22 protein-coding genes are annotated in these 19,235 nt (G+C 42.5%); 8 read left to right on the top strand and 14 right to left on the bottom strand.

The annotated features are described in order from the left end of the window. Positions 1-75: 75 nt before the first annotated feature. The 5 genes from DRW42_RS00755 to DRW42_RS00735 all read right to left on the bottom strand — a co-directional run bounded on the left by DRW42_RS00755 (position 76) and on the right by DRW42_RS00735 (position 4,265). On the bottom strand, positions 76-537 hold the full coding sequence (locus DRW42_RS00755) for a low affinity iron permease family protein (RefSeq protein WP_113947174.1): 462 nt from the start codon (positions 535-537) through the stop codon (positions 76-78). A 126-nt stretch (positions 538-663) separates the two neighbouring features. Beyond that, positions 664-1,221, bottom strand: coding sequence for a ferritin-like domain-containing protein (locus DRW42_RS00750; RefSeq protein ID WP_113946918.1), 558 nt, complete (start codon positions 1,219-1,221; stop codon positions 664-666). 94 nt (positions 1,222-1,315) lie between these two features. Next, on the bottom strand, positions 1,316-1,981 hold the full coding sequence (locus DRW42_RS00745; protein ID WP_113947173.1) for a DUF6766 family protein: 666 nt from the start codon (positions 1,979-1,981) through the stop codon (positions 1,316-1,318). A gap of 26 nt (positions 1,982-2,007) precedes the next feature. Further along, positions 2,008-2,493 carry a CinA family protein gene (locus DRW42_RS00740; RefSeq protein ID WP_113946917.1) on the bottom strand — a complete coding sequence of 162 codons (486 nt, stop codon included), beginning with the start codon at positions 2,491-2,493 and terminating at the stop codon, positions 2,008-2,010. Between the two features lie 767 nt (positions 2,494-3,260). Then, positions 3,261-4,265: an SDR family oxidoreductase gene (locus tag DRW42_RS00735; RefSeq protein WP_113946916.1), complete on the bottom strand. Its 1,005-nt coding sequence runs from the start codon at positions 4,263-4,265 to the stop codon at positions 3,261-3,263. 158 nt (positions 4,266-4,423) lie between these two features. Here DRW42_RS00735 and DRW42_RS00730 point away from each other — a divergent pair, with 158 nt between their 5' ends. Further along, positions 4,424-4,606: a hypothetical protein gene (locus DRW42_RS00730; protein WP_113946915.1), complete on the top strand. Its 183-nt coding sequence runs from the start codon at positions 4,424-4,426 to the stop codon at positions 4,604-4,606. Between the two features lie 228 nt (positions 4,607-4,834). On the opposite strand, the gene DRW42_RS00725 is transcribed toward DRW42_RS00730, so the two are convergent. From DRW42_RS00725 to DRW42_RS00710, 4 genes are all read right to left on the bottom strand, one after another. Further along, on the bottom strand, positions 4,835-5,269 hold the full coding sequence (locus tag DRW42_RS00725) for a response regulator (RefSeq protein ID WP_113946914.1): 435 nt from the start codon (positions 5,267-5,269) through the stop codon (positions 4,835-4,837). A gap of 99 nt (positions 5,270-5,368) precedes the next feature. Further along, positions 5,369-5,677, bottom strand: a complete 309-nt coding sequence (locus DRW42_RS00720) for a hypothetical protein (protein WP_113946913.1) — start codon at positions 5,675-5,677, stop codon at positions 5,369-5,371. Positions 5,678-5,758: 81 nt separating this feature from the next. Continuing rightward, positions 5,759-6,199, bottom strand: coding sequence for an Hsp20/alpha crystallin family protein (locus tag DRW42_RS00715; protein ID WP_113946912.1), 441 nt, complete (start codon positions 6,197-6,199; stop codon positions 5,759-5,761). A 364-nt stretch (positions 6,200-6,563) separates the two neighbouring features. Next, on the bottom strand, positions 6,564-9,068 hold the full coding sequence (locus DRW42_RS00710; protein ID WP_113946911.1) for an excinuclease ABC subunit UvrA: 2,505 nt from the start codon (positions 9,066-9,068) through the stop codon (positions 6,564-6,566). 174 nt (positions 9,069-9,242) lie between these two features. On the opposite strand from DRW42_RS00710, the gene DRW42_RS00705 reads away from it, so the two are divergent. The 5 genes from DRW42_RS00705 (at position 9,243) to DRW42_RS00690 (ending at position 13,239) form a co-directional block, all read left to right on the top strand. After that, the gene (locus DRW42_RS00705) at positions 9,243-10,772 is read left to right on the top strand and encodes a DEAD/DEAH box helicase (protein ID WP_113946910.1); all 1,530 of its coding nucleotides are present in this window, start codon (positions 9,243-9,245) and stop codon (positions 10,770-10,772) included. 80 nt (positions 10,773-10,852) lie between these two features. Further along, the gene (locus DRW42_RS00700; protein ID WP_113946909.1) at positions 10,853-11,566 is read left to right on the top strand and encodes a DUF3891 family protein; all 714 of its coding nucleotides are present in this window, start codon (positions 10,853-10,855) and stop codon (positions 11,564-11,566) included. A 114-nt stretch (positions 11,567-11,680) separates the two neighbouring features. Then, positions 11,681-11,824, top strand: a complete 144-nt coding sequence (locus DRW42_RS28640) for a hypothetical protein (RefSeq protein ID WP_158544248.1) — start codon at positions 11,681-11,683, stop codon at positions 11,822-11,824. Positions 11,825-11,829: 5 nt separating this feature from the next. Further along, positions 11,830-12,537: a type 1 glutamine amidotransferase domain-containing protein gene (locus DRW42_RS00695; RefSeq protein WP_208643464.1), complete on the top strand. Its 708-nt coding sequence runs from the start codon at positions 11,830-11,832 to the stop codon at positions 12,535-12,537. 378 nt (positions 12,538-12,915) lie between these two features. After that, the gene (locus DRW42_RS00690) at positions 12,916-13,239 is read left to right on the top strand and encodes a hypothetical protein (RefSeq protein WP_113946907.1); all 324 of its coding nucleotides are present in this window, start codon (positions 12,916-12,918) and stop codon (positions 13,237-13,239) included. Positions 13,240-13,256: 17 nt separating this feature from the next. Here the strand turns inward: DRW42_RS00690 and DRW42_RS00685 are convergent, their stop codons facing one another. The 5 genes from DRW42_RS00685 to DRW42_RS00665 form a co-directional block, all read right to left on the bottom strand. Next, the gene (locus DRW42_RS00685; RefSeq protein WP_113946906.1) at positions 13,257-13,817 is read right to left on the bottom strand and encodes a PPC domain-containing DNA-binding protein; all 561 of its coding nucleotides are present in this window, start codon (positions 13,815-13,817) and stop codon (positions 13,257-13,259) included. Between the two features lie 222 nt (positions 13,818-14,039). Beyond that, positions 14,040-14,810, bottom strand: coding sequence for a DNA-formamidopyrimidine glycosylase family protein (locus DRW42_RS00680; protein ID WP_113946905.1), 771 nt, complete (start codon positions 14,808-14,810; stop codon positions 14,040-14,042). A gap of 12 nt (positions 14,811-14,822) precedes the next feature. Next, positions 14,823-15,086 carry a DUF3606 domain-containing protein gene (locus DRW42_RS00675; RefSeq protein ID WP_113946904.1) on the bottom strand — a complete coding sequence of 88 codons (264 nt, stop codon included), beginning with the start codon at positions 15,084-15,086 and terminating at the stop codon, positions 14,823-14,825. 11 nt (positions 15,087-15,097) lie between these two features. After that, complete coding sequence (locus DRW42_RS00670) at positions 15,098-15,721, bottom strand: hypothetical protein (RefSeq protein WP_113946903.1); 624 nt, start codon at positions 15,719-15,721, stop codon at positions 15,098-15,100. Between the two features lie 488 nt (positions 15,722-16,209). Then, a complete protein-coding gene (locus DRW42_RS00665; protein ID WP_113946902.1) occupies positions 16,210-16,701 on the bottom strand; it encodes a 2'-5' RNA ligase family protein in 492 nt (163 codons plus the stop codon). Positions 16,702-17,219: 518 nt separating this feature from the next. On the opposite strand from DRW42_RS00665, the gene DRW42_RS00660 reads away from it, so the two are divergent. Both DRW42_RS00660 and DRW42_RS00655 read left to right on the top strand, forming a co-directional pair. Further along, positions 17,220-18,767 carry a sensor histidine kinase gene (locus DRW42_RS00660; protein ID WP_113946901.1) on the top strand — a complete coding sequence of 516 codons (1,548 nt, stop codon included), beginning with the start codon at positions 17,220-17,222 and terminating at the stop codon, positions 18,765-18,767. Then, positions 18,757-19,119, top strand: a complete 363-nt coding sequence (locus DRW42_RS00655; RefSeq protein WP_113946900.1) for a response regulator transcription factor — start codon at positions 18,757-18,759, stop codon at positions 19,117-19,119. Before DRW42_RS00660 ends, DRW42_RS00655 begins: the two co-directional genes overlap by 11 nt. Positions 19,120-19,235: the final 116 nt, after the last annotated feature.

Raw genomic sequence — 19,235 nt, 5'->3', positions numbered from 1 at the left:
TGTATCTTTTTATAATATAACCAGAATAAAATGTCAAAGTTTTAAGTAGACTCTATGAAATTGTAGGCCCGCTGGTCATTTTTTCCTGGATTGTACTCCCGGCTGTTGCGACTTTTGTCTTGATAATTTTTCGGCAGAATCAATAGAGTGCGATTTATGGATATCATCCTCCTCTTCTGCCACATCGGAAAGTCTTTGATAATATTTTCGCAGTACATCCAGTTCAGCCTCTGAAAGATCTTCAATATCCACCATACGGTTACTTGCACGCCTGCTGGCGGCTAAAAGTTCATTCAGCTTTAATTGTATGGCTTTCGAATCTTTATTTTGCGTTTTTTGGATGAGAAATACCATTAGAAATGTAATAATGGTCGTTCCGGTGTTGATTACCAGTTGCCAGGTATCTGAATAGTGAAAAACAGGTCCGCAAATCCCCCAGATTATAATGATGAGAAATGCAGTAGCAAAAGCTCCCGGGCTTCCGGCAGCGCAGGTGATCTTATCTGAGATTCTTTCAAATAAATTTAGGTTTTTCATAGCATGATATTCTTTATAGCTATAAACTATGAAAACGAATGATTGGTTTGTTTTAGGCCGGGTTAAACTATTTTTGTAATAAAAAAGGCCCAAAAAGGACCTTTAGTAACGTTGTAATAAATTTTCTTATTCCGACACTGCTTCAGCGTTAACAGCGCCAACTGCTATTTCTGTTAGTGCAACATCTGTCGCTTTTTCATTTTCTAGGGTCTGTGTTAAAAGATCTGCTATGTCATCGCGGCCCATATTCTGTGCAAATACCCTTAAGGTCCCATATGTGGCGATTTCGTAATGCTCGACTTTTTGGGCGGCCAGGATCAGGCCAGCATCCCGGATCATCGTACCTTTATCGGTATCGGAGATAATACTATCAGCCTCTTCCAGTAAACCCGCCATTGCATCACATTTTTTAGCTGTAGCTTTTTCTTCCAACATGTCAAATACACGCTCGAGTGTAGTGATATGCTGTTCGGTTTCAGCAGTGTGTTTCTCAAATGCGGACGCGAGTTCCGGACTTGTAGATGCTTTTTGTAGTTTGGGCAGGGCTTTTGCGAGATGTTTCTCCGCCCAGTAGATGTCCTTTAATTCGTCAACAAAGAATTCATGGAACTCTGTGTCTTCAATCTTTTCTTTTTTTGATGCCGCTTTACCTGTTGCTTTTGCGGCTGTTTTTGTAGTTGCCATATGTTTTCTTTTTATAGGTTGTGTTATAGCTAAAACCGTATTCTTGCACCGTTGGTTTTGAATATTTTATGTTCGCCAGCATTGCCTGAAATTTTTACTTTCCTGTTTCTAGGTCCGGGGCATCGACAGGTTTAGACTCGGGCGAGCCTTTTTGGCGAAGGAAGATGGTCAGAATTACGATAGATGCAACAGACAGAAATTCGCTTTGCCAGTTCTGAAAGGTTTCAAACCAGAAATTTGCCTGGCCAAGATATGCAGGAAGGCTATCGGTCGGTTTCCCCTTTAATACCTGCTCTATATTATGCTCCTGCCAGCTCCCGTAAAGATGCAGGCCCCAGCTTATAAAGAACAAAAAGCCAAAAACAATAGAAAGTGAATGTGAATAGACCCTAAGGATCCAGCCACCTTTTTTTACCGGCCATGGAGCATCTCTAGATGCTACTGGTTCCCTATCAACTTCTTCTTTTTTATCCAGGTTTTTTGATTCCGCAGAACCGATCTGACGGAGTGAAATGGTTAACATAACATACAAGGCCATCTGCAAAAACTCGCTTTCGAAGTTTTCAAAAGTAGCAGAAATAAAATGTCCCGAGCAAAGATAGGTTTGGAATGACAGCTCCGAAGAACCAAAGTCTTCGAGTTCACTGTTATGCTCTTTCCACCCACTAAGGGCCTGTGCGATCAATGTGATCAAAAAAATACTGATAAAAAATATCGAAAGACCATTTCGATATAGCCACGATTTTCCTTTTGCCTTCATTTTATGACCCATTAAATGGTTTATGGTTAAAGATGTGCTAGGTGTTGATTAAGCAATTCCGCACATTTTACAACTGTTGAATATACAATGTCTTCTCTTTCCCCTGTGAAGTGCATCTGCCTGGAAAAAAGCATTCCCTGATCATAAGCGGCATAAATGAACATTGTACCGACGGGTTTATCAGCAGTCTCACTGCCACCGGGACAGGTTAGACCTGTTATGCCGATGTGCAGGTCGGCAGGTATCAATTTCCGGAGACCCTCGGCTATTGCTTTAGTAACCTCCATCGACTCGGGTGTATATTTTTTTATCAATGAAGGTTTTACCTTTAAAAGTTCTTCTTTAATACAGGCATCGTAACACACAATGCCCCCTTTAAGAAATGAACCGGCATTTTCGATCAGTGAAAATTCTGAGCACAGCCGTCCAGCCGTAGCGCTTTCGGCAAAAGCGATAGTGAGTTTTTTTTCAATGAGTATTTTGCCCAACTGCTGCAACATCGCGCGTATCATGGTTAGTGCTTAGGAGTTATGAGAATGATAATAGTTTTTTCTTTAAAACATACGGGAATACCGATAGTTTTGCAGGAAGTACCGGATTTACTACTTATCGTATTTATGTCAGGATAAGCCGCAGATTATACTGATAAAAACCTTGACAAAAAAGTTTGGAAAATATAAAGAAATATTCCATATCGATATTCAAAATCTGCATACGCTAACAAATTGTTTAGAATAGCATGATCTTTTAACAGAAGCAAGGGTTAGAGGAGGCTGTAAATGGTCCAGAGGTAATAGTAACCTGACTGGCGATGCGATTTTTGCGTTTTTTATTTTTTATTGATAAAATGAAAGGCTAACTCGAAAATGCTCTGCCACTAGTATTCACTCAGGAATAATCTGTCGTATTTCGGAAAATTGAAGTAGGTACTATAAGGGAAAAATAACGATAAAAAAAAGGCCCGAGCAAACGGGCCAGCTTTTAACAGTTGATATTTATAGCGGTGTAAACTGGCAGGTTTTCTCTGCCAGTTGCCTTTTTTAAGTCAGCCTGTTTTCTCGGGTAGTTTTTTTCTCTTTTCTTTTTGGCAGTCTCCAGATGTATCTAATCGGTGGAGGGTATCACATACAAACGATCATATCTTCACCCCTTCCAGCTTCTTTAAATTAGTAAATTTGAAATAATATGTAGTCTGATTTCTAAAGAACGGTGTTGCAACCGATTACATTTTGGTATTAATTCTAGCGGATAAAAATACAATAAATTAAGTATTGTTGCATTAAGGTTGTCCACTTCCTCCTGCTGCACCATATATTTGCCCTGTAGAATAACTGGCATCGTTAGCGGCAAGTTGGACATATATCGAGGCCAGTTCAGCTGGCTGCCCTGGTCTGCCTAGAGGGGTTTCTTTTCCAAATTCCTTTAACGTTTCGGGAGTGGAGCCTCCTCCCATCTGCAGAGGTGTCCAGATTGGGCCCGGTGCTACGCCATTTACCCTGATACCTTTTGGACCTAATTGCTTAGCCAGTGATTTTATAAAGTTTGTTGTTGCTGCTTTTGTCTGTGCGTAATCGTAAAGGTCGGCGGAAGGATCTGTGGCTTGTACCGAAGTTGTCCCGATTATCGCAGAGCCCGGTTTCAAGTAGGGCAATGCAGCCTTTATGATCCAAAATGGCGCATAAATATTTGTTTTGATCGTCCAGTCAAATTGTTCGGTAGTGATATCGGCGATAGAAGGGGTACTTTGCTGACGTGCCGCGTTGCTAATCAAGATATCAAGACCACCCAATTCTTTGGCCGCAGTATCTACCAGTTTTTTACAAAAGTTTTCATCACGTAAATCGCCCGGTATCGCAATGGCTTTTCTACCCGCCTTTTTAATGAGTTCGACTACCTCTTTTGCATCGGGTTCTTCCTGTGGTAGATAATTGATCGCTACATCTGCGCCTTCACGTGCATAAGCAATGGCAGCAGCACGTCCCATGCCTGAATCACCCCCAGTTATCAATGCTTTGCGCCCTGCCAGCCTGCCTGAACCTTTGTAACTGGTTTCACCATGGTCAGGTCGGGGATCCATTTTACTTGCTAGGGCGGGCCAGGGTTGGTTCTGATGAATAAAGGGCGGCCTGGGATATTTAGTGGTAGGATCTTCCAGAGGTCCCGGGATAAAACTTTCCCCTTTTGTACTCGCCGAGCTAACCATTGAAGGGGCTAGTGATAACGCTGCAATGCCAAGGCCGAGGCCCTGTACAGCTTTTCTTCTGCTAATAATCTGATTTTCCATAAAAATGTTTTCTAGGTAAAATTAGAACCCTGCTTCTTTTCCAATAGTTTTGATTTTTTGAAATATCCTGGTGCGGGACTTAGGCGATCATCTTTTGAAATTACAGCTTATACTCAAAACCATTTTTCAGCCAGACATGTTCTTATCATAAAAATATCATGGAAGAAAATAAGAAAGCAGAGAACCAGGAAACTGAAAAGAACAATGGGCAGTCACAACAGAGTCCGAACAAAGAAAAAGAAGTGGACGACAATGATGTGCAGCGTGGTTTAACAGGCGAAACTGATGATGAAGAAGATGTTGGTGGAGACCTTGCAGGAAACGCTGGTGGAAATACCTAGATTTCTTATTCTAAAAGTAGAGGTTAAGCTCTGGATTTATCCGTATTAGATGTGAAGCAAATAAAGATCCCGGATTGCCTGGCAATCGGGGACCTTTATTTAAGTACAAAGAAATTTACCGCTTCCTGGATGAGATAAACTTTCGGCACAATCATTTTCCGCAAAGTTTTTTATTTGAATTTGTGACGCTATTAGCTAAAATAAAGGATTTAAATATTACCTCCTGATTTAGCCTTTTGCAATTTGAAACACATTTTTAATCACAGTTTTTACCTTGGGAAGCAGGCCACTATCACTGCGTTTTTCTCTTAACAGATTTTTCACAAGGCTTATGATTTGCTGGATCGAGAATGGTTTCTCCATAACCGCATCGCAGCCATAATCAGATAGGGAAAACAATATTTTCGTGTAAGCCGAAATGATGATGATGGGAATATATTCAAATCCATCGATGGCACGGATCGCGTTACAAAGCTCTCCACCATTCCATTCAGGTAACATGTAATCCAGAATTATCAGATCGGGAGGATTCTGCTCGATGAGGTGTATTGCTTTTGTCGGGTCGGTGCTGCCATCGCATATATAGCCTTGTTGCTTGAAAAGTTCCTGCAAGGTTTCCAATAATGCCAGATCGTCTTCAACAATAAAAATTTTTCTTTTCATGATTACTTAATATCGCATGAATATATTGCTACTGTGATTTTCTCTCCTTAATATCTCAAACTGTAATGCCTTCTTATGAGGGTCCTGCTAATAATATTCTTACTCAAACGCAGACATTCCACTTTCCTCGAGTTTTGAAATCCGAAAGATTTCTTTTGAAATGATTGCAACATTTTCCTTGAGTTCTTTTAGGTTGCAGAATATCGTAGCCAAAGGTATGGGAAGTCCGGCAACTTCATGCGTAAGTACCATTTGAATCATGCACGTGGCTGAATGTTCCATTCTTCCTTTGAGAAGATTAAATGTATCGAGTGCTGTTTGCCGTTCCGTTCCCAAAGCAAATTTACCATATGTAATTTCAGTGCCCTTAAAATGAAGTGCTATTTTTATTTCCAATAGTGAATCCATTTGTGATGCTCTTTAGTTTCCGTAGTAAGTTATTTTGAAGATGAACTAAAAATGCCGCAGAGTGCGGCATTTTGAAATTGTTTAGCTGATTGCTATCTGTCTGGAAACTGCCTTTGCTTCTTCCTTCTTCGGAAGGGTCAGCTTTAGTACGCCATCACAGTAGCTTGCCAAAATGCGATCTACATCGGCGCTTTCAGGAAGTGTGAATACCCTGGTAAAAGAAGAATAGCTGAATTCACGCCTGTTATAATTCTTTTCAGCTACACTGTTCTCACTCCGCTGCTCGGTAGAGACCGTAAGCGTTTCACCCTCCACCGAAACCTTAAAGTCTTCTTTTTTCAGACCGGGGGCAGCAAGCTCAATCTGGTATTCTTCACTCGACTCTGAAATGTTAACGGCCGGAAGGCTACTGATTCGGCGATCTGAAAAATAAGTATCGCCTAATACGGATTCAAAAATGTCATTAAAGCCTGGCAATAATGCACTGTTTTTCTTTTCTGGATTAAATTTAACTAACGTCATAGTTTTTCCTTTTAATGGTTTAATAATAAATGGACTATTAATCAATTAATTTTCTCTAAAACCTCAATGAGGTTCTGTAAGTCAACTATCAACTGGTATGCCAATTGCGCTGGCAGGCATATTTTCATATTATCTGCGCTGGACTGCTGAAAAAATTTCATATTTTCAGATTTTTTTTCAGTTGCAACTGCAAATTTTTCAGTTTTAACTATTGATTTTTTGCATGGCGATCAAAGTTTTCCGGAGTGAGGTAGCCGGATTATGGGATGAATCCAGACTGATTATTAAGGGACTATGCCTTTCTTTTCAATTCAGCAGGTGCTAATGATAGGGCTTTCAGAAATCTTATCCTATTAAACCAGTTCTAGTCTTTTCCCAGATATGCCGCTAAAAAAGGCGCAGTTCTGCTTTCCCTGCACCTTAGCAGACCATCGGTTCGGCCACTGTAGACGATCTTGCCTCCCTGATCACCCGCTCCAGGACCGATATCGATAATCCAGTCGCTTTGTGAAATCACCTGCATATCATGTTCAACCACAACAACGGTATTTCCAGCATCAACGAGTCTATTGAGTTGCAGTTGTAATCGTTCTACATCAGAAGGGTGTAGGCCGGTCGTTGGCTCATCCAGGATGTAAAGTGAGGATCCTTTCTGACTTTTCTGAAGTTCGGTCGCCAGCTTGATGCGCTGTGCCTCGCCTCCGGAGAGTTCGGTTGCGGCCTGCCCAAGTCTTAAATAGCCAAGCCCAACTTCTCTTACAATATCCAGTGCACGGTAAATTGGCGGGTCCTCATCAAAAAAATCACAGGCTTCTTCCACCGTCATATCCAGTATCTGGGAAATGTTTTTTTCTTTATAAGTGACCTCAAGTGTTGCAGGGTTGTATCGGGAACCATTGCAGACAGGGCATGGGGTATATACGCTGGGCAAAAACAGCAGTTCGACCATTACAAACCCTTCACCCGTGCAGTTGGAACATCTTCCTTTTGCTACATTGAAGGAAAACCGCCCTGCATCGTATTTCCGTTTCCTGGCGAGCGGAGTTTCAGCAAAACGCTTTCTTACCAGGTCGAAAAGCCCGGTATATGTCGCAAGGTTGGATCTGGGCGTTCTCCCTATGGGCCGCTGGTCGACTACAACAAGACGGGTGATCTGCGATAGCCCGCCCGATATCCTGCCTTTTAGTGGAACGGCCGGGTCCACTTCCGGTCCTTCGGGGAAAGTTTCCTTTTGCGCTTCTACCTGTTGTCCCAATCCCTCCGCAATAAGTCCTGCTAGTATTCGGCTGACCAGGCTGCTTTTTCCCGATCCGGATATCCCTGTGACGCAGGTCATTACCCCGACGGGGAAATCTATATTCACCTGGTTAAGGTTATGAAGGGTAGCTTCCGATATGCTCAGCTGACCAGTGGGTGTTCTGGATGGTTGGATGTGATGCGATTTATTTCCAAATAAAAATGAAGCAGTAACCGAGCTTTTATCGTCTTTTAATCCCGCTGGAAGGCCGCTATAGAGAATGTGCCCGCCGTTTTCTCCCGCACCAGGGCCAACATCAACAATCCAATCGGCCTGTTTAATGATCTCAATTTCGTGTTCTACCACAAAAATGCTGTTCCCTGCATCCTTTAATTTATCCAGAATGCCCAGCAGCGCCGCAGTATCCGCAGGATGTAGCCCCGCTGATGGTTCATCAAGCACATAGATTACCCCAAAAAGATTGGAATGAACCTGGGTAGCGAGCCTTAGCCGTTGAAGTTCACCCGGCGATAAGCTTGGCGTGGTCCGTTCCAGGCTGAGGTAACCCAAGCCTAGTTCTAACATCACTTCGATGCGTGAGAGGATATCTGCGCAGATCCGTTGGCTGACAATCTGTTTTTCAGACTGCGGGGATTTTCCAGGGACCGCATGTTTTTTAAATATTGGAGAAAGTGTTGATAAAGGTAGTCTGGACAGGGTGGTGATATCTTTTCCATCGAAGTTGACCGAGAGCGATTCTTTCCTGAGCCTTTTGCCCTTACAAAGAGGGCAGGGGGCACTGATCATGTATTGGCTGACCCTTTTTTTCATCAGTTCGGACTGGCTGGATGAAAAGGTCTTAAGAACGTAAGGCTTCGCGCCGATAAAAGTTCCCATATAATCGGGTGTTCTTTTGTTTTTGATTGCTTTTGCTGTTTCTTCCGGAGAAAGACCGGGGTAAACAGGGACTGTCGGCGTTTCTGTCGTGAAAAGTATCCATTCACGGTCTTTTTTGGGAAGATCCCTCCAGGGGATATCCACATCAAAACCCATTGATACCAGGATGTCACGCTGGTTCTGGCCCTGCCAGGCTAGCGGCCAGGAGGCAACTGCGCGTTGGCGTATGGTAAGACTATCGTCGGGAACCATTGTTTTTTCATTTACCTCGAAGACGCTTCCCAGTCCGTGGCATTCCGGACACGCACCCTGTGGTGTGTTTGCAGAAAAACCTTCTGCGTAAATAATGCCCTGACCTTTCGGATAATCGCCCGCCCGCGAATACAGCATACGTAAAAGATTGGAAAGGGTAGTGACGCTCCCTACAGATGACCGGGTACTTGCGCCGCCGCGCTGCTGTTGAAGTGCGACCGCCGGCGGCAGACCATCAATCGAATCAACCTTAGGTACACTCATTTGGTTAAAAAGCCGGCGGGCATAAGGGGATACTGATTCCAGGTACCTGCGCTGAGCCTCAGCATAAAGTGTCCCGAAGGCCAGAGAAGATTTTCCCGAGCCTGAAACGCCTGTAAATACGACCAGCTGATCCCTGGGGATGTCTAAACTGATATCTTTTAAATTATGTTCCCTCGCTCCACGTACCCTGATCATATTGTCCTTTTCCTGCGCTGCCATATTCTAATTTACCTTAATTTCATTTATGCAACACTCCAGGCCTTGGTTAGTTTTTCTGACCGTGGATATTTTAAGCCTGCAGGGGAGTAAACAAGCTGTCGTCAGCACTAATAAAAAAAATAAGACAATCTTGCCCTTGCAAAACCTTCCGGGTTTTGGAACGGTTATAACATTATGCAAATCTTATCCCAACCATTATCGCCCAAAGGCAGCAAAAGATTATATCATTATCAGGAAAACGACATCGGAGTTCTTTTTGAAAAACTTGCTTCAGGCGGAAAAAATGCCCGTTTGCTTTACCAGTTGGCTACCGGGGGTGGGAAAACGGTTATATTTTCTGAGCTTGCTGACCGGTATATCAGAAACTATGGTAAGAAGGTTATTGTACTTACCCATAGACGTGAACTCTGTAAGCAGACTTCTCTGGCGCTTAAAGCCACGGGTGTGAATAATAAGGTGGTGGACAGTGGGGTTAAACGCTTTTCCAGAAAAGACCTTTTTCCATGTTATGTTGCAATGGTCGAAACCTTGAAAAACCGGATCAACGAAGGTCTTATCGATACGCTGGATGTGGGGCTGGTAATTGTAGATGAAGCCCATCATAACTCCTTTCACAAACTGCTCGGTAAATTTCCCAATGCCGCTGTAATCGGAGTTACTGCCACACCTTTTTCAGCAGATGTAAACCTGCCGATGAACCAGTTCTACCAGGAGCTCGTGGTGGGTGAATCCATCAGCGCGCTGATTGAACAAGGTTTTTTAGCCAAACCTAAAACGTTTAGTTATCAGGTGGAACTCAATACCTTGATGAGGGGGATCCACGGCGACTTTACGGTAAGCAGTTCAGATGAACTTTATTCTTCTCCTGTCATGCTTGAACTGCTGCTGCATGCCTACAGGGAACACTCATCCGGAAAAAAAACTTTGATTTTTAATAATGGGATATTTACTTCACGTAAGGTGCTTGAAATGTTTGCCGGCTTAGGGCTTCCCATCAGGCACCTCGACAATAAAACGGGCGGCTGCGAACGCGTGGAAATATTAAAATGGTTCAAGAAAACCAAGGGTGCGATATTAACATCAGTATCTATCCTGACTACTGGTTTCGATGAGCCTTCCGTACAATCCGTTATCCTTAACCGGGCTACAACTTCGCTCACCCTATATCACCAGATGATTGGCAGGGGCGCAAGAAGGCTGAGTGGCAAAAAAACATTCAATATCATCGATTTGGGGAATAACGGAGAAAGATTCGGCGAATGGGATGAGCCTGTTGACTGGAAGCATGTTTTTGAAAACCCTGAAATTTATCATCAGAGCCTGAATCAATCTGTTGGTGAGATTCACCAGATGCCGGCAGAAATGAGAACCCGGTTCCCCAATAGTGCGGGGATTTCCTTCGATGTGCTTGCCGCATACAATGCCGCAACTGAAAAAGGGCAGAAAACAAAGGTAGTGCTTAGAGACTCAATACGGCAGCATGCGTTGATGTGTGCCGATAATGCAGATACAGTGAGTATGGCGCTGGAACTCGCAGGGGAGCTGGATAAAGAGATCACCTGGCGGATTAAACAATATGCAAAGTGCCTTGGTACGGTTACCAGAAATTATGTCAAATGGTTGGGAGAAGATTACCGGAAGCGCCTTATCGTGCTGATTGAAAAAATTATGTCGAGAAGGGTGATGATGAGGAGTGCAGGTTAGTATCCTAACGGGTAAATAAAGATAAAAAAGCAATTGTTGGCGGCTTTTCTGGTTAATATATATAAGCAAAAGGAGGAAAATTGATCGTTAAATACACAGAAAATGGATGGGAGATTATCACCCAGCGTGCCCATGGATTATTAGCGGGGCAAATCTGTGCGCGTTGGAAAATTTCCGATCAGCCCGCAAGATGGGTGGAAACCCTTATGGCAACCGCTGAGCATGATGATGTTTTTAATGAATTCCAGTTTGGCCCGCTTCTTACCGCGAGCGGCGGACCGGTAAATTTTAAAATGACGAAGTTTGATCAAGCAGCTTGTGAACAGTTGATTGATATGGCATTGAGCAAAAGCCGTTTTATCGCATTACTTTTTGCCCGGCATATCGCTTTTACCCATGGCGAAGAGCCTGAAGCAAAATCATATTTGCTAACGCTAAAAAAATGTGAAGATCAATGGACAAAGGAGGCAGGAGTCAGTATTTCGGAAGTGGACCAGGCCTATGAACTCCTTGAATTCTGTGATGCGTTTTCGCTGCTAATCTGCCAGGATCAGGTTCCACCTGAAGAGCGTACGCTGGAGATCAGCAGCGGTCCGGATGGAACCCCTTATCGGTTTTTCCAAAGAAACGGACAGCTTGTTGTAAGCCCATGGCCTTTTGAAACAAAAAAGTTCGAGATCAACTATGAATGTTTGCATCTAACGCAGATGAGTTATAAAAATGATGGTGAGTTCAGGGATGCATTGCGGAAAGCTAAAGTTGAACTTAAGAAAATCATTATTAGCGAACACTGATGTATGGATTGGGGTGCTGCTGATAGTGGGGACGAAATTAACTTCGCCCGTTTGCAACTTTATTGAACTATATGGCCACCAATTTGTTATTTGTTAAACTTAAAATATACCACCATGTTAGACCCAAAGGAAAACGAGGACCAGTTGCGAGATCAAAATGTAAAACCTGATGATGAAACCATCCAGGATTCAAACTGGGATGAGCATCAAAGGATAGATGAAGAAGGAAACGAATTAAGTCCGGATGATATTAAATAAGAAAGATGAAAAATATACTAATGATTTTAACCTCGCATAGCGGGATGGAAAATACCGATGGCAAGACCGGTGTGTGGCTGGGTGAATTTACAGATCCATATTACGAGTTTATTGATGCGGGTTATCATGTTGAGCTGGCCAGTCAAAAGGGAGGTAGGCCTCCTGTTGACCCGATGAGTGAGCTCACAGAAAACGTAACAGGATCGAACCGCAGGTTTCAGGATGATGAAGTGGCAAAAGCCGCCTTTTCACACACGAAAGTTTTAGATCAGGTGAGCGCTGCTGAATATGATGCAGTATTTTATCCTGGCGGGCACGGACCTCTATGGGATCTGGCAAATGATAACAACAGCGGGATTTTAATACTTGATTTTTTAGACTCAGGCAAGCCAGTAGCTGCGGTATGCCACGGACCGGCGGCATTGATCAGTGCAGAGCGGCAGAGACCTGGGTTTTTGAGGGGTAAGATACTATCAGCTTTCAGTAACACCGAAGAGACGTTGGTTGGCCGCAGTGGCAATGTGCCATACCTTTTGCAGACCAAACTGGAAGAATTAGGGGCAGAGGTGAAAACGGCCTTTGTACCATTTCTTTCCCATGTTGAAAAAGATGGATTGCTGATCACCGGGCAAAATCCACTTTCTGCAGGCCCCGCTGCCAAAGCGCTAATAAACTTATTAACCGGGCACGCTGAATCCGGCATCGAGGAATAATAGGAGATTCATGAAATGACACATGGTCGATGGCCAGATAATTTTTTATCGGATACCTTGCTTTAGAAAAAAAAGTCTTGGCGATCAGTTTAATTGTCTTATTTTTTGTTATTCCTTAAATTAACAAAGGACAGTGGATTAGCCTGCTGTTCTTTTAGTATTTCCACTTTTCTCTTACTCTGATAAGGCGTTTAACCATCCTGAGTTCTAGCTTTATCGAATTCTGCCTATTCCTTATACCTGAAGGAAATTTAAATTTACATTTCGTTTTTTATAGAAAAACCGAGTTTTTTGACCGCATTTAAATTAATTTAACTGGAAGCCAGTTTTTTAGAGATTTGCATTTGCATAGCCGGCGAATGATTTTAAATTTGCGGCATGACTGTTACGGTTTTAGCCATTCTGGAAACTGATTTTATTCCGCAGAAATCGCTGGCAAAGATTATGAGCGATAGGCTCCAGCGGGCCGCAGGCGAACTTAGGCAAATCCACTTCAAAACTTTGTCGGGATGGGGATTTCCCTCGGACGACCTTGTAGTATACATCAGCTACAATCCTAAATATAAGATCCGTTACCATATTGTGAACGACGTCCCTGCTGATATACAATATTTTGTTGCAGAAACATGTGGCAGGCTTGGGTATATCCTCTGGAAAAGAGACAGGGTCAGACTAGAAGAGGACAATTATTTCTATCCTTAAAATTTACTTCTCCATCATTATTCCTGGGTGGGATCAATAAAAGCAGCTTTAAAATCGGGGTCCAGTTTTTTAAAAAGGGCTGTAGGTTCAGTGGTGATGATAAGTTCCATGGTTGGACCAATGATGAGTTCAAGAAGATGTCCTCCGTGCACGATACCATCACTGGTTGCTGCGCTGAAATGGGTATGCGCAACGGGATTTCCGTTGTAGCTCGCGATGTCACCGGTGAATGAAGTGACCTCAGCAGTATCGATTTTGATTACTTTAAATGCTTTCTTTTTATAGTCATACCATCCGGCTTTTGCTGATACTGCATCCCCGATAGCGGTGTAATGGGCACTTTTAACCTTGTACTGTTTTGCAAAATCAGTCAGACCGGAAACCACCTCGTCGCCATTGGAAAATATGATGATATAGGTTTTACGCTCTCCGTTTGTGGATAATAGTTTAACCTTCATCTTGGGTGCTTTTCCGGATTGAACAGGATTTGTTGGCGCAACATACTCCTGGGCGAAAAGTTTGACTGCCGCGATGCAGTACAGCGCGATAAATGTCAAGGTAAAAAGATATTTTTTCATGGTTTAGGATTTACTTAATATAACCCTGCCTTTGGCTGGATTGTTTTTGTGTGGCAGACCCCGTGCACAGCATATTTACCAAGATGGCCGACGTTAAGGGTGTCTTGGGCGTTACATCTGTTTTCCCGGCTAAGGTAAAAAGGCAGTTATAATTAAAACTTTTCCTTTACCAAGCATCTACTTTCTACAGAACAATTAACAGGTTTATTGTTTTTCTGATTTTTACTTATACAGTTTCTGCTCACTGGTGTAGTAAGCTGTTCTCCCACCGATCTTTTCCGAGCGGATAGTTTTCCCTGTTGGAGATCTTTCGATTTTGGCTCCATGTATTTTCATGAAATCGCGGAGTTCGCCTTTAAGTTCATTTCCGTTTTCTTTGGTGATGGCCTTAATGGCCTCATTCAATACTTTTGAAATGGTCCTAAAAAGCTTTTTAGCCTGTTTTTCGGGTATTTTATCTGCAATCGATAAAGGAGATATGCTAGCCTCCCAAAGAATTTCATCAGCATAAGAATTACCAATACCCCTGAATGCTTTCTGATCAATCAGGACTTCTTTAATGTTTTTCTTTCTCCTGGAGAGTAAGGTCAGAAACTCGGTTTCGGTAATTTCAAGCGCGTCGGGAGCTTTTGCTATTGGAGGGCTAAGTGTGGTTGTCGCTTGTTTGAGTACATCTGTCACCGCAAAGCCTTTGCCTTCAGTAAAATGAAAAGCAAGGATGGTGTGTTTAGGCAGGTCCCCACTTATCGCCTTTAATTCTCCCCGAAGCATCAGATGCAGACCCAAAACCTGGTCTTTGCCAAAATGGAATTGCAGGGTTTTACCGGCCCGCTCTACCTGGTTTAGTGTAGTGCCTTCCAATGCTGTCTTTAGTTCGGCAGAGGTCACATTCAACTTTTTAGCCACCTTAATTTCCAGGTCATTTAATGTTTTTCCCTTATAAAGCCGTGTCAGGGTTTTGGCAAATACGGTTAGATCAGGTAATTCGGCCATTATTGTATCGTATTAGATGCTGAGGTACTTTTTAATTGCCCTTACCGAGTTTCCAGTAAGCGCCATGGCCGCATGCAACTCTTCATGGCTAATCTGAAACTGAGTGGCCCAGAATGCCATGTCCTTCGGATCATCTGCATTGATTTCTCTGTGTTCAGACTGATCATCAAAAGGTTCCAGCGTATCAGAATCATCTTCGATCGGAAAGCGTTCTCGAATATCATCTGGATCAGGTATATTATCGTCTGACGGATCTTGCTTTTTGTTCTGTTCCATTGTTTTTGTGATCAGTTAATTCCAATTATTTTAAAATAGGGGTTGCCAGCTTTTTTAATGATAAGGTCAAGATGTTCTTCAAAGTCCACCAGGTTCGGCGCCTCATCCTCTAAAAAGGTAGTAAATACCTCCATTTCAGTTTCCTCACTGATTATGACTTCAAGTGTTTCGTCTGTTTTCCACTCGGTTTGAATAATTTGTGGATAGGTGCCCTTCAAAATGGCGGGGTATCCGTTTCTGGAAAAGGCTCCTGAAAATGCTGCTGCGATGTCTGCAAGGTAATGCTGTAAATCTTTATCATGGGTTTGCCACTGCATCCCATTTTCCTGATCCTGCCACATGGTACCCAGGAACTTTCCGTTTAGCTTAACGCTATAACATTCCCCGCTTCCCTCCACGATCACCTGCTTGTTGTTATCCTTACCAGGTATATCAAAAACATATCTTTCCATATTCAGATTGGGTAACATTTGTGATGCCGTTTTATTAAAGGCAAATTTCCGTCTTTTGGCCAGGTAAAGTATTCCCAAAGTAAGTCCGAGACCAGTGGCCGCGCCCAATACGAAAGCAAAGGGATGATCGCTAACCCATTTTTGGATCAGTCTAACCGAATTTTTTTTATCCTTTGTTGTCATGATAGTACAACACTGGATTTTATAAATTGGTTTTCGATTAGAAAAGGCGGAACAAAAAAGGCCGTTGTTTGATATTTATCAAAATCTGAGGCAGCTATCAGTTAAGATGAATTTACGGATATGCGGCGAGATATTCTGATTAGGAAGAATGGAAATGTTTAAAAAAAAGGATAATCAATTAATGATTATCCTTATCTAAATTAACGCTCTCAGGCTTTCGCCGGATGTAAGGCTCTCACCCCTTACTGATACAAGTATACAAAAAAAAGCCCTTGGTAGCAAACAGATTATTGCATTAGCATATTTTTCAATCAGATGATAGAAGATATAGAAAAATAACCTGAGAACCTAAATAGGTATCAGCTCTGGTAATCCTGACCCATCTGATTTTAAAAGAAATGCGCCCTGGTTCTCTGTCATAGTTATCATAGCCATGATTGACAATATTGCCTATGCCAAAGATGCACAGGAGGCAAAGGATAAAAGTACTAATTGAAATCTACCTCAAATTCTCGCCGCCATGGGCCACCCAGGTAAGTCCAAACCTGAATGCCTTCAATCCCCACAGTGAAACCTATGAAATCTTCAGTCAGCTTTCCAAACAGGAGTTCTGCCTCCTTTAAGGTAACTTTATTCTGTACCGTTACATGGGGCCTGTAACCTTGCCTGTCCTGGCTTTTAAGGACCGAAAAAAAGTGCTTTGATAAAACCTTATGCAGTTGCATCAATTCTGCACTTTCAATGCGATAGGCAACTCCGCGTCCGAGTTTCATCAACCCCTTCACCTCTGCAGTGAATTTGGGAAAGCTCAGTTGTTGTAAAAAGTAAACTGTATCCACAGTAGGGGGCAGGTGATGAAAGACCATTAAATGCGCCTCCAGGAAGTTCCTTTCAGCTGGAAAAAAAGCATTCCGTTTTGCATCAAAAAAAGACTGACTTTTCTTATCCATCTTTAGCGTTAAAATCAGCGAATCATCCATTGTTAATTATCTTAATCATATAATCGGCTGCCAGTCCTATCAATTTTTATATATTATTACACCCTAGCGATCGATTTTGTTTTGCAATAGCCAGCTAGGGAAACAGTACAATCGTGCGGAACTGCACGCATTTGCACCAACATGTGTTTAGAAGAGGCGGGGGAAGCTGGCGTTCAATAATATATATACCAGTTGTTTGTTTGATGTGCAAAGCTTAACTGATAAGTCAACGGAATAGATTGAGCGAAACATGATTTGGAATTTGTTTGACGGAAGTTTGTTACCTGCACCATTCCCCGGAGTTTCAGTCAATCGGCAGGCACTTCGTGCCTTCCCCTCAAAGCTTGACTATTCGTTGTCAAATGAATGTGTGCATATTATAGCAAAACATCATTGGGAAGCCGGATTAGGAGCGATTCAATGCCTGTTTCACCCTGTTATTAGTCATTTAATTGGCCGTGTCTTAAAACTTTATGATTAGTTGAAGGTTTTATAACAAAAAATAAATAATATCAGGTATGAGTGATTCCGAAGGACTGCCACTTATGGGGGATGACCCTGCAAACATAAAACTATTAAAAGCTGCCCTGGATTCGTCTATCTCTGGCATTATCATCACTGATAATAATCAGTTTGATAACCCGATTATCTATTGTAACCGTGCTTTTGAGCTACTTTCGGGTTATGAACGTGAAGAAGTGATAGGAAGAAACTGCAGGTTTCTGCAAGGTAGTGAACGCGACCAAAAGGAACGCGAGCTGATCAGGAAAGCTGTTCTGACCGGAAAGCCAGTTACCGTAGAAATTCGAAACTATAAAAAAAGTGGCGAACTTTTCTGGAATGAACTTTACATTTCGCCCATTATAGGGTCTTCTGGAGAGGTGACACATTTCATTGGGGTGCAAAATGATATCACCAGAAGAAAAAATGCGGAGGAAAATTTGGTTTATGAACGAAACCTGGTGGAACAGAAAATTCAATCGCGTACCCGGGAGTTAAAAGAAAACCAGGAATACCTGGATAGCATCATACAAACCATTCGGCAAGGATTGATTGTACTTGATCCTCAATATCGGGTAATCTCTGCTAATGATTTCTTTTTTAAAACCTTTAAGGTTGAAAAACGTGATACATTAGGTAAATCCCTTTATGAACTAGGTAATGGGCAGTGGAACATCGATCAGCTTAAAACGCTTTTGGAACAGATATTGCCGACCAATAACCCGGTACTGGATTTTGAGGTAGACCATGAGTTTCCCCATATCGGACGTAAATTAATGTTACTTAACGCACATCGCATTGAGCTGGAAGGTATTTTCAAGGATAGGATATTGTTGGCCATTGAGGATATTACCGAGATACGTGCAGCTGAATTGCGAAAGGATGACTTTTTATCCGTTTCCAGCCATGAACTTAAAACCCCGCTGACCGCTATAAAGGGCTATATTCAGACAATATTAAGGTTATTGCCATCAAGCATTGACCCGAAGATTATGGCCATGGTGAAAAAATCAGCTCATCAGGTGGAGAGGCTTCAGAAGATTATCACCAGCCTGCTTGAAATGTCTAGGATACAGTCTGGTAAGCTTATTCTGGAATATGAGAAGGTGGATCTCGATACACTGATCAGGAATGTCATCGACGATGTTAGTATATCTAGGCCCACACATTTGATTGAGATTGAAGGGACGATAAAAAAACCAGTCTACGGTGATGAGTCCCAGATTAGTCAGGTGCTGGAAAACCTCATATCCAACGCCATAAAATATTCTCCCGGGGCATCCAAGATCAATATCAACCTCTCCGAAGTCAGCAATTATGCCAAAGTATCCATCACAGATTATGGTTTTGGAATCAGCCTGGACGATCAGAAAATGATCTTTGATCGTTTTTTCAGGGTTTCTACAATCCAGAAACATTTTCCAGGCATGGGCATTGGACTGTACATTAGTGCACAGATTATAAAACAACATGGGGGAACGCTTTGGGTGGATAGTGAACCCAAACATGGTGCAACCTTTAGTTTTACTTTACCACTTACAACGGAGCGAAAGGATGCGGAATAAAAAAATACTGATTTGTGATGATGACAGGGATATCCTGGAAATGTTGGAAATTATTTTAGAAGACAGCGGACTTGATACCTTCACGGAGCCGGACAGCACCATTTTAGTGGACCGTATAGAAGAAAACATGCCCGACCTGTTGCTGATGGATTTATGGATGCCGGTTATCACCGGAGATGAAATTCTGAAAACTTTACGCAGTAATGATGGGATCAAAAACTTGCCTGTAATCATCATGTCTGCCGCGCAGGACGGCAAACTTATCGCCACAGAAGCCGGCGCAGATGATTATATCTCCAAACCGTTTGATATCGATGTGCTGATCGCAAAAGTCAAGGCATTGATCCAATGAGTCGTCATTTATAGTCAATAAATACGTTTTTGGACTAATCACTTCTGATGGCGATACACCCTTAGCGAGGTTGTTATAGGTAAATTGAAATAAAAGGGCGGAACTCTGAGGCCTCC

This window comes from Pedobacter miscanthi, assembly GCF_003315595.1.
Taxonomy (GTDB): Bacteria; Bacteroidota; Bacteroidia; order Sphingobacteriales; family Sphingobacteriaceae; genus Pedobacter; species Pedobacter miscanthi.
The sequence above is the reverse complement of the archived record's forward strand: the minus strand, read 5'-3'. Positions and strand labels throughout refer to the sequence as shown.

Excerpts from the sequence above, each read along its gene's own strand:
- DRW42_RS00730 (WP_113946915.1), top strand. The coding sequence starts at position 4,424 with ATGGAAGAAAATAAGAAAGCAGAGAACCAGGAAACTGAAAAGAACAAT.
- DRW42_RS00685 (WP_113946906.1), bottom strand. The coding sequence starts at position 13,817 with ATGAAAAAATATCTTTTTACCTTGACATTTATCGCGCTGTACTGCATC.
- DRW42_RS00710 (WP_113946911.1), bottom strand. The coding sequence starts at position 9,068 with ATGGCAGCGCAGGAAAAGGACAATATGATCAGGGTACGTGGAGCGAGG.
- DRW42_RS00735 (WP_113946916.1), bottom strand. The coding sequence starts at position 4,265 with ATGGAAAATCAGATTATTAGCAGAAGAAAAGCTGTACAGGGCCTCGGC.
- DRW42_RS00690 (WP_113946907.1), top strand. The coding sequence starts at position 12,916 with ATGACTGTTACGGTTTTAGCCATTCTGGAAACTGATTTTATTCCGCAG.
- DRW42_RS00715 (WP_113946912.1), bottom strand. The coding sequence starts at position 6,199 with ATGACGTTAGTTAAATTTAATCCAGAAAAGAAAAACAGTGCATTATTG.
- DRW42_RS00705 (WP_113946910.1), top strand. The coding sequence starts at position 9,243 with ATGCAAATCTTATCCCAACCATTATCGCCCAAAGGCAGCAAAAGATTA.
- DRW42_RS00680 (WP_113946905.1), bottom strand. The coding sequence starts at position 14,810 with ATGGCCGAATTACCTGATCTAACCGTATTTGCCAAAACCCTGACACGG.
- DRW42_RS00670 (WP_113946903.1), bottom strand. The coding sequence starts at position 15,721 with ATGACAACAAAGGATAAAAAAAATTCGGTTAGACTGATCCAAAAATGG.
- DRW42_RS00745 (WP_113947173.1), bottom strand. The coding sequence starts at position 1,981 with ATGAAGGCAAAAGGAAAATCGTGGCTATATCGAAATGGTCTTTCGATA.
- DRW42_RS00665 (WP_113946902.1), bottom strand. The coding sequence starts at position 16,701 with ATGGATGATTCGCTGATTTTAACGCTAAAGATGGATAAGAAAAGTCAG.
- DRW42_RS00675 (WP_113946904.1), bottom strand. The coding sequence starts at position 15,086 with ATGGAACAGAACAAAAAGCAAGATCCGTCAGACGATAATATACCTGAT.
- DRW42_RS00720 (WP_113946913.1), bottom strand. The coding sequence starts at position 5,677 with ATGGATTCACTATTGGAAATAAAAATAGCACTTCATTTTAAGGGCACT.
- DRW42_RS00750 (WP_113946918.1), bottom strand. The coding sequence starts at position 1,221 with ATGGCAACTACAAAAACAGCCGCAAAAGCAACAGGTAAAGCGGCATCA.
- DRW42_RS00695 (WP_208643464.1), top strand. The coding sequence starts at position 11,830 with ATGAAAAATATACTAATGATTTTAACCTCGCATAGCGGGATGGAAAAT.
- DRW42_RS28640 (WP_158544248.1), top strand. The coding sequence starts at position 11,681 with ATGTTAGACCCAAAGGAAAACGAGGACCAGTTGCGAGATCAAAATGTA.
- DRW42_RS00655 (WP_113946900.1), top strand. The coding sequence starts at position 18,757 with ATGCGGAATAAAAAAATACTGATTTGTGATGATGACAGGGATATCCTG.
- DRW42_RS00725 (WP_113946914.1), bottom strand. The coding sequence starts at position 5,269 with ATGAAAAGAAAAATTTTTATTGTTGAAGACGATCTGGCATTATTGGAA.
- DRW42_RS00755 (WP_113947174.1), bottom strand. The coding sequence starts at position 537 with ATGAAAAACCTAAATTTATTTGAAAGAATCTCAGATAAGATCACCTGC.
- DRW42_RS00740 (WP_113946917.1), bottom strand. The coding sequence starts at position 2,493 with ATGATACGCGCGATGTTGCAGCAGTTGGGCAAAATACTCATTGAAAAA.
- DRW42_RS00660 (WP_113946901.1), top strand. The coding sequence starts at position 17,220 with ATGAGTGATTCCGAAGGACTGCCACTTATGGGGGATGACCCTGCAAAC.